The sequence below is a fragment of the Pseudomonas sp. IPO3774 genome (assembly GCF_013386835.1).
In the GTDB taxonomy this organism is placed as follows: Bacteria; Pseudomonadota; Gammaproteobacteria; order Pseudomonadales; family Pseudomonadaceae; genus Aquipseudomonas.
Genome location: NZ_JACAQY010000012.1, coordinates 1 through 8,835 on the forward strand (window position 1 = coordinate 1; position 8,835 = coordinate 8,835).

Annotated in this window: 8 protein-coding genes; 7 read left to right on the forward strand and 1 reads right to left on the reverse strand. The window is 61.7% G+C overall.

The window, feature by feature from the left end:
- Positions 1-124: 124 nt before the first annotated feature.
- The 4 genes from HYE77_RS05900 to HYE77_RS05915 are packed head-to-tail and all read left to right on the forward strand — an operon-like array spanning position 125 to position 4,172.
- Positions 125-907: a sugar phosphate isomerase/epimerase gene (locus HYE77_RS05900; protein ID WP_177068558.1), complete on the forward strand. Its 783-nt coding sequence runs from the start codon at positions 125-127 to the stop codon at positions 905-907.
- A complete protein-coding gene (locus tag HYE77_RS05905) occupies positions 900-1,844 on the forward strand; it encodes a sugar kinase (protein ID WP_087694383.1) in 945 nt (314 codons plus the stop codon). The genes HYE77_RS05900 and HYE77_RS05905 overlap by 8 nt, the downstream gene beginning before the upstream one ends.
- Before the next feature lie 55 nt (positions 1,845-1,899).
- Positions 1,900-3,195, forward strand: a complete 1,296-nt coding sequence (locus tag HYE77_RS05910; protein WP_003214078.1) for an MFS transporter — start codon at positions 1,900-1,902, stop codon at positions 3,193-3,195.
- On the forward strand, positions 3,195-4,172 hold the full coding sequence (locus HYE77_RS05915) for a D-glycerate dehydrogenase (RefSeq protein ID WP_177068559.1): 978 nt from the start codon (positions 3,195-3,197) through the stop codon (positions 4,170-4,172). The genes HYE77_RS05910 and HYE77_RS05915 overlap by 1 nt, the downstream gene beginning before the upstream one ends.
- 148 nt (positions 4,173-4,320) lie before the next feature.
- On the opposite strand, the gene HYE77_RS05920 is transcribed toward HYE77_RS05915, so the two are convergent.
- On the reverse strand, positions 4,321-5,946 hold the full coding sequence (locus HYE77_RS05920; RefSeq protein WP_177068560.1) for a methyl-accepting chemotaxis protein: 1,626 nt from the start codon (positions 5,944-5,946) through the stop codon (positions 4,321-4,323).
- Between the two features lie 235 nt (positions 5,947-6,181).
- Between HYE77_RS05920 and HYE77_RS05925 the strand changes: the two genes are divergently transcribed.
- Genes HYE77_RS05925 through HYE77_RS05935 form a run of 3 tightly spaced genes read left to right on the forward strand, consistent with a single transcriptional unit; the run spans position 6,182 to position 8,640 of the window.
- On the forward strand, positions 6,182-7,609 hold the full coding sequence (locus HYE77_RS05925; protein WP_177068203.1) for a nucleobase:cation symporter-2 family protein: 1,428 nt from the start codon (positions 6,182-6,184) through the stop codon (positions 7,607-7,609).
- 13 nt (positions 7,610-7,622) lie between these two features.
- Positions 7,623-8,084 (forward strand): LEA type 2 family protein, encoded by a 462-nt coding sequence (locus tag HYE77_RS05930; RefSeq protein WP_003214086.1) that lies wholly within the window; start codon positions 7,623-7,625, stop codon positions 8,082-8,084.
- A 4-nt stretch (positions 8,085-8,088) separates the two neighbouring features.
- The gene (locus tag HYE77_RS05935; protein WP_177068561.1) at positions 8,089-8,640 is read left to right on the forward strand and encodes a GNAT family N-acetyltransferase; all 552 of its coding nucleotides are present in this window, start codon (positions 8,089-8,091) and stop codon (positions 8,638-8,640) included.
- The last annotated feature ends 195 nt before the right edge of the window (positions 8,641-8,835 follow it).

The window sequence follows — 8,835 nt, forward strand, 5'->3', positions numbered from 1 at the left end:
AGCTGGCTTGCCTGCGATAACGGTTTCTCCGGCGAAGCAGTAGGCGGCTGACCGCCGCCATCGCAGGCAAGCCACACGTTTATTTTGCGAATAAAAATGAAACCGGTTTCAGAGGTCCACAACAATGCATAAATACCCCGTCTCCATCAGCCTTTCCAGTTACGGCGCCGACCTGGTCCGCCAGCAAGGCCAGTTGAGTTTCGTCGAGGTGCTGGCTGCCGCCGGCGCGCAACGCATCGAATGGCGCGAAGAGCTGCTGACCACCGAACAACCCCATGAGCTGGCGCAAGCTGCAGCCGATCAAGGCCTGGAGTGCGTGTTCTCATCGCCCCTGGAACTCTGGGTGGCCGGTCGCTCGCAGCCCAATGCCGAACTGGCCGTCACCCTCGACCGCGCCCAGGCATTCGGCGCCCGCTGGCTGAAAGTCTCCCTGGGCTATTTCACCGACACCAACGACCTCGACAGCTTGAGCGCCCTGCTCAACCGGCATCCGGTCAAGCTGCTGGTGGAAAACGACCAGACCCTGCACGGCGGGCGCATCGAGCCGATGCAGCGCTTTTTCAACGAAATCGAACGGTTGGCGGTGCCGGTGAAAATGACCTTCGATATCGGTAACTGGCAATGGCAGGACCAGTCGGCGACCACCGCTGCACGCCTGCTGGGCCGCCACGTGGATTACCTGCACTGCAAGGCGGTGGCCCGCCGCGCCGACGGCAAGCTGGTGGCCCTGCCGCCGGGCGCCGCCGACCTGCATCTGTGGGAACAACTGCTCAAGCACATGACTCAAGGTATTACCCGGGCCGTGGAATTTCCGCTGCAAGGCAATGACCTGGTGCAGGTCACCGCCCAGCAGGTCGCCACCCTCGCCGTCCTCGGCCAGCCCCGCGTGGAGAACGCACATGTCTGAGATCGATATCCTGTCGTTTGGTGAAACCATGGCGATGTTTGTCGCCGAACAGACCGGCGACCTGGCCCAGGTTGCCCAGTTTCACAAGCGTATTGCCGGCGCCGACAGCAACGTCGCCATCGGCCTGTCACGCCTGGGCTTCAACGTCGCATGGCTGAGCCGCGTGGGTGCCGATTCCCTCGGGCGCTTCGTGGTGGACACCTTGCAGAACGAAGGCCTGGACTGCACTCATGTGGCGGTGGACCCGCTGCACCCCACGGGCTTTCAACTCAAGTCCCGCGAGGAAGCCGGCGATGATCCGCAGGTGGAGTACTTCCGCCGTGGCTCGGCCGCCAGCCATCTGTCGGTCGAGGCGATCAAGCCTGAGCTGTTGCAAGCCCGGCACCTGCACGCCACCGGCATTCCGCCGGCGCTGTCGGACGCCACCCGCGACCTGTCGCGCCAGTTGATGACACAAATGCGCGAGGCCGGGCGCAGCGTGTCCTTCGACCCGAACCTGCGCCCGTCCCTGTGGGCGAACGAGCAACGCATGATCAGCGAAATCAACGCCCTCGCCTGCCTGGCGGACTGGGTGTTGCCGGGCTTGAGCGAAGGCCGCTTGCTCACCGGTTTTGAAGACCCGGCCGACATCGCCGCGTTTTACCTGGACCAGGGCGTGGAAGCCGTGGCCATCAAGCTCGGGCCCCACGGCGCGTATTACCGCACCCAGCTGGACCAGGGGTTTGTCGCCGCCGTGCCAGTGGCCAAGGTGGTCGACACGGTCGGCGCCGGCGATGGATTTGCCGTGGGCATGATCAGCGCGCTCTTGGAAAACCTGAGCTTCAGCGAAGCCGTGCAGCGCGGCAACTGGATCGGCAGCCGCGCGGTGCAGAGCCGTGGCGACATGGAAGGCTTGCCGTTCAGGACCGATCTGCCCCACACCCAGAAAGCCGGTTAATCAGCATCACCGAGTTACCTGTTGCCACAACTACAACAAGCTCAGGAGCAACCTTATGGAACCGTTGAAACTCGCCACCCGCCGTTGGTGGTACATCATGCCCATCGTGTTTATCACCTACAGCCTGGCGTACCTGGACCGCGCCAACTACGGTTTTGCCGCCGCCTCCGGGATGGCCGAAGACCTGATGATCACCCCGGGCATGTCGTCATTGCTCGGCGCGCTGTTCTTCCTCGGCTACTTTTTCTTCCAGGTGCCCGGTGCGATCTACGCGCAGAAACGCAGCGTGAAGAAGCTGATTTTCGTCAGCCTGATCCTGTGGGGCGGCCTGGCCACCCTGACCGGCATGGTGTCCAACGCCTACATGCTGATCGTGATCCGCTTCATGCTCGGGGTGGTCGAAGCCGCCGTGATGCCGGCGATGCTGGTGTACCTGTGCCACTGGTTCACCCGCGCGGAACGCTCGCGGGCCAACACCTTCCTGATCCTCGGCAACCCGGTGACCATGATGTGGATGTCGGTGGTCTCGGGCTACCTGGTACAGCATTTCAGCTGGCGCTGGATGTTTATCATCGAAGGTTTGCCGGCGGTGCTGTGGGCGTTTATCTGGTGGAAGCTGGCGGATGAAAAACCCGCAGACGCCAAATGGCTGAGCGCCCAGCATAAAAAAGACCTGGAAACCGCCCTCGCCGAAGAACAAGTGGGCATCAAGGCGGTAAAGAACTACGCCGAGGCCTTTCGCTCACCCAAGGTGATCATCCTGGCGCTGCAGTTTTTCTGCTGGAGCATTGGCGTGTATGGCTTCGTGCTGTGGCTGCCGTCGATTCTCAAGGCCGGCCTGAAAATGGACATGGTCGAGGCTGGCTGGCTGTCGGCGCTGCCGTACCTGGCGGCGGTGATCGGCATGCTGGCGGTGTCTTGGGGCTCGGACAAACTGCAAAAACGTAAACGTTTTGTGTGGCCACCGTTGCTGATCGCCTCCATCGCGTTTTATGCGTCCTACGTGCTCGGCGCCGAACACTTCTGGTGGTCGTACACCCTGCTGGTGATCGCCGGGGCCTGTATGTATGCGCCTTACGGGCCGTTTTTTGCGATCGTCCCGGAAATCCTCCCGGCCAACGTCGCCGGCGGTGCCATGGCGCTGATCAACAGCATGGGCGCCCTCGGTTCGTTCGGCGGTTCGTATCTGGTGGGCTACCTCAACAGCAGCACCGGATCGCCCGGCGCCTCGTACTTGCTGATGAGCGGTGCGCTGCTGGTGTCGGTGGTGTTGACGATCTTTCTCAAGCCCGGCGCCAGTGACCGCGAACGCGCCCCGCTGCAATCCCTTGAATTGAAGGTAAAGACCTGATGAAAAAGTCTGTCGTGCTCTACAAGAAACTCTCTGCACCGCTGATGGCCCGCCTGCATGAACAGGCCGAGGTCACGCTTATTGAATCGCTGGATGAAAGCGGCCTGGCCAAACTGCGTGAAGCCTTGCCGACGGCCCAGGGGTTGCTGGGTGCCAGCCTGCGCCTGGATGCCAAACTGCTGGATCTGGCGCCAAACCTTGAGGCGGTGGCCAGCGTGTCGGTTGGTGTCGACAACTACGATATCGACTACCTGACCGAGCGCGGCATCCTGCTCAGCAATACCCCCGACGTACTGACCGAAACCACCGCCGATACCGGCTTCGCCCTGATCCTGGCGACCGCCCGGCGAGTGGTGGAGCTGGCCAATATGGTGCGTGCCGGCAACTGGAACCAGAACATCGGCCCGCTGCATTTCGGCAGCGACGTGCATGGCAAGACCCTGGGCATTATCGGCATGGGCCGAATTGGCGAAGCCTTGGCCCAGCGTGGGCACTTCGGATTCGGCATGCCGGTGATCTACCACAGTCACTCGCCAAAACCTGCAGTGGAGCAACGTTTTGACGCGCAATACCGCAGCCTGCCGGACCTGCTCCGGGAAGCCGACTTTGTGTGCCTGACCTTGCCGCTGACGGCTGAAACCGAAGGTTTGATTGGCGCTGAAGAGTTCGCGCTGATGGGCCCGGAGACGATCTTTATCAACATCTCCCGAGGCAAGGTGGTGGACGAGCCGGCGCTGATTGAGGCGTTGCAACAGCGCACGATTCGTGCGGCGGGGCTGGATGTGTTTGTGCGCGAGCCGCTGCAGCATGATTCGCCGTTGTTGCGTTTGAGCAATGTGGTGGCGACGCCGCACATTGGTTCAGCGACTCATGAGACGCGGGAGGCGATGGCCAAGTGTGCGGTGGACAATCTGCTGGCGGTGCTGGCGGGTGAGAAGCCGAAGAACCTGGTGAATCCGGCGGCCTGGAAACACTGATTCCTGAAGCACCACAGCACCCAATGTGGGAGCGGCGGTGCGACGATTCGACTTGCTCGCGAAGGCGGTGTGTCAGCCACCGAATGCATCAACTGATACACCGCTTTCGCGAGCAAGCCCGCTCCCACATTTTTGATCGTATTTCAGGTCAGATGACGAAGCGCGCCACCATCCCGTTCAAATCCACTGCCAGGCGCGACAGTTCGTGACTGGCGGCTGAGGTCTGATTGGCACCCGCCGCCGACTGCGTCGCCAGGTCGCGGATGTTCACCAGGTTGCGATCCACTTCGCGGGACACCTGAGCCTGTTCTTCCGAGGCACTGGCGATCACCAGGTTGCGCTCGTTGATCAGGCTGATGGACTGGGTGATCTGCTCCAGGGCCACACCGGCAGCCCGCGCCATTTCCAGGGTGCTTTGGGTGCGCTGGTTGCTCTGCTGCATGGACTGCACCGCTTCACCCGTACCGCTCTGAATGCCGGCGACCATTTTCTCGATTTCCTGGGTCGATTGCGCCGTGCGATGGGCCAGGGCCCGCACTTCGTCCGCCACCACCGCAAAACCACGCCCGGCTTCACCGGCACGCGCCGCTTCAATCGCCGCGTTGAGTGCCAGCAGGTTGGTCTGCTCGGCAATCGCGCGAATCACATCCAGTACCTTGCCAATATCACGGCCCTGGGTGGCCAGGCCTTCGATCAGCACCGAGGTGTTTTGCACGTCCTGGGTCATGGTCTGGATCGCGCCGACGGTTTCCACCACTCGGTCGCGCCCTTCCCGCGCAGCCTGGTTGGACTGGCTGGACGCCTCGGAGGTGGACACCGCGTTGCGCGCCACTTCTTCCACGGCGGCCGTCATTTCGTTGACCGCGGTGGCGGCCTGGTCGATTTCGTTGTTTTGCTGTTGCAGGCCTTTGGAGGCTTCTTCGGTGACGGCGCTGAGCTCTTCAGCGGCGGAGGCCAACTGCGTGGCTGAGCCGGCGATGTGCTGGATGGTCTGGCGCAGGTTGTTCTGCATCGCGGCCAAGGCGCCGAGCAGGCGGGCCGGTTCGTCCTTGCCGTCGTCTTCGATCGCTTTGCTCAGGTTGCCGCCGGCGATGGTTTCAGCAACCTCCAGCGCTTTGCGCAAGGGCGTCACGATACTGCGCGTCAGCAGCCAGGCCAGCAGTACGGTCATCAACGCAGCAATCACGGAGACTGCGATGATGCCAGTGATTGCATCCTGATAACTTTGCCCGGCCTCGGTGTCGGCCTGCTTCGCGTCAGCAGCGTTGATGGCGATCAGTTTATTCAACTGCTCGCCCATCTGGTCGGTGCCGTCCTTGATACGGCTATTGATCAAGGCACGCATCTCTTCGACCTTGTTCTGCTGTGAAAAGGCAACCATCTCGGCCTGGGCCTTCAGATAATTGTCGAGCGTGAGGGAGAACGTTTTGTACAGCGCCGCCTCTTCGTTCCCGGCTGGCATGCCTGCATAAGCGGCCTGTGCCGTCTTGACCTTGTCCACCAGCACACCCATGCGGGTTTGAGCCTCATCCAGAGCCGCCGGCTCACGGTTTACCAGCACACGAAAAGAGAGAATCCGCAGGCGCAGGACGTTTTCGGTCATGGTCGCCAGATACCCGACGCTGGGCAGTTGGTTGGAGCCCATGTCGACCGATGCCTGACGAATCAGAGTCATGCGGTTCGCCGCAAACACCCCAAGAATAACGACAAGCAACGCGATGAAGGCGAAACCGAGAAAAGCTCGAGGTGCGATATTCAGGTTACGAAGGGACATAGGGGGCGCTCTTAGAAGTAGTGGCTGCGAGCATCCCTGCCGCGACACGGTCAGTGGGCGTCAACGCGCCGCTCTGACCGGCTGGCGCCACTGTTGTAATAGGTATGTGGGCCTATAAACGGTATCGGCCGGCTTGAGGATTTAATGGGGGATGTTTCGAAATATTTTTTCACACTTCTGACAACTGGCACTTTCTGGCATCCTGCGCCTCCTTTTTCCTACCCGGGCTCGTATTTTGTCTGACACTCAAACCCCTCGCCCCCGTTATAAATCCGACCTGATCTACGGCCTCGACGACCGTCCGCACTTCAGCGCGGCGATATTTGCCGCCCTGCAGCACGTGCTGGCCAGCTTTGTCGGGATCATCACCCCGACGCTGATCGTCGGCGGCGTGCTGGGCCTGGAAAGCGAAGTGCCGTACCTGGTCAGCATGGCGTTGTTTGTGTCCGGGCTCGGCACCTTTGTGCAGGCCCGCAAGTTCGGCCCGGTGGGTTCGGGCCTGCTGTGCCTGCAAGGCACCAGTTTTTCGTTTATCAGCGTGATCCTCAGTGCCGGCTTCATGGTCAAGGCCCGGGGCGGCGGCACCGATGAGATCCTGTCGACGATCTTCGGCATCTGCTTCTTCGCGGCGTTTATCGAAGTGGTGCTCAGCCAGTTCATCGGCAAGCTGCGCAAGCTGATCACCCCGGTGGTCACCGGCACCATCATTACCTTGATGGGGTTGTCGCTGATCAAGGTAGCCGTCACCGACATGGCCGGCGGTTATGGCGCCAGCGACCTGGGCGCCGCCGGCAACATGGGCCTGGCGGCCCTGGTGCTGCTGACCATCGTGGTGCTCAACCGCTTCAACAACCCGTTCCTGCGCCTGGGTTCGATCGTGATCGGCCTGACCCTGGGTTTTGTGGTGGCCTGGTGGATGGGCCGCGTCGACCTGGGCGCCCTGCCCCAGTTGCCACTGATCAGCATACCGGTGCCGTTCAAGTACGGTTTTTCGTTCGACTGGGTGGCGTTTATCCCGGTGGCGGTGATCTTCCTGATTTCGCCCCTGGAAGCCGCCGGTGACCTGACCGCCAACTCGATGATCTCGCAACAGCCGGTCAAGGGCCCGCTGTACATCAAGCGCATCAAGTCCGGCCTGCTGGCCGACGGCCTCAACTCGGTGATGGCGGCCACCTTCAACAGCTTGCCGATGGTGACCTTCGCCCAGAACAACGGGGTGATCCAGTTGACCGGCGTGGCCAGCCGTTATGTGGCGTACTTCATTGCCGGGCTGCTGGTGCTGCTGGGGCTGTTCCCGATGATCGGCGCGGTGTTGCAACTGATGCCCAAGCCGGTACTGGGCGGCGCCACGCTGATCATGTTCGGCACCGTGGCCGTGGCCGGGATCAAGATCCTCGCCGAAGCCGGCCTGCACCGGCGCAATGTGCTGATCGTGGCGATCTCCCTGGGCATGGGCCTGGGTGTGGCAGCAGTGCCGGAAGTACTGCGCGAGCTGCCCAAGGCACTGCACAACATCTTCGAGTCGCCAATCACCGTGGGGGCGTTCTGCGCTATCGTGCTGAACATCTTCCTGCCTGAGGAGTTCATAGAACTGGAAGAAGATGAATTTGATCCGGAAGCCTCCACCCTCAAAGTGATGCAGGACCCGGACGTCACGAAATAGGAGAACCCGTTTTATGCGCAAGCTCATGGTTTTGTCACTGCTGCTACTCACCCTGAGCGCGTGCGCGCTGTTCCCCAACCGCGACCCGGTGAACATCAACGTGGTGGGCATCGAGCCGCTGCAGAGCCAGGACCTGGAAGTGCGTTTCGCGGTGAAGCTGCGGATACAAAATCCGAATGAAACCGCCATCGACTACAGCGGCGTGGCCCTGGACCTGGAGGTCAATGGCCGGCCGCTGGCGTCCGGGGTGAGTGACCAGGGTGGCTCGATCCCACGCTTTTCGGAGACGGTGCTGACGGTGCCGGTGAGCGTTTCGGCGTTTTCCGTGTTGCGCCAGACCCTTGGCTTGAGCCAGACCCAGAGTTTGAATAACCTGCCGTACGTGTTGCGCGGGAAACTCGCGGGTGGCCTGTTCGGCACCATGCGTTTTGTGGATCGCGGGACCCTGGACTTTCCCAACACTGCCACTTGGTAACGACATGGATGCGCAACCTACGCTGTATACCGAACGGCTGATCCTGCGGCCGTTGACGCTGGAGGATGCCGAGGGTGTCCAGCAGCATTTTCCGCACTGGGAAGTGGTGCGTTACCTGAATGCCCTGGTGCCCTGGCCGTACCCGGCGGACGGTGCGCGCAGCTATCTGGAGCATGTTGCATTGCCGGCGATGGCTCGGGGTGAGGAGTGGCATTGGTCGATCCGCCTGAAGAGCGCGCCTGGGGTGTTGATTGGTAATGTCAGCCTGATGGATGAGGTGGACAACAACCGCGGCTTTTGGCTGGCGCCGCAGTGGCAGGGCCAGGGGTTGATGGCCGAGGCCAGTGCGGCGGTGACTGAGTATTGGTTTGAGGTGCTGGAGCGGCCTGTGATGCGCGTGCCCAAGGCGGCGCCGAACGTGGCGTCTCGCAGGATTTCCGAGCGGACGGGGATGCGGTTGGTCAGGACCGATGAGGGGCAGTTTGTCGCTGGGAGTTTGCCCAAGGATATCTGGGAGATTACCCGGGAGGAATGGCTGGGGAGTCGGCGGGGCTGAGGTGGGTTTTGGGTGTATATCCGTTATTTGGGTAACGGCTGATAGGGGTTCCGCTCTTACAGCGGCTCACTTTTGAAAAGCGCAAAAGTAAGCAAAACGCTCTTGCCCCACCACTCGGCACCTCGCCTAGGCTCGGTGTGCCCTCACTCCGGCTTTGGACCGTGGGCCGCCGCGATGGGCCATCCTTGGCCCAGC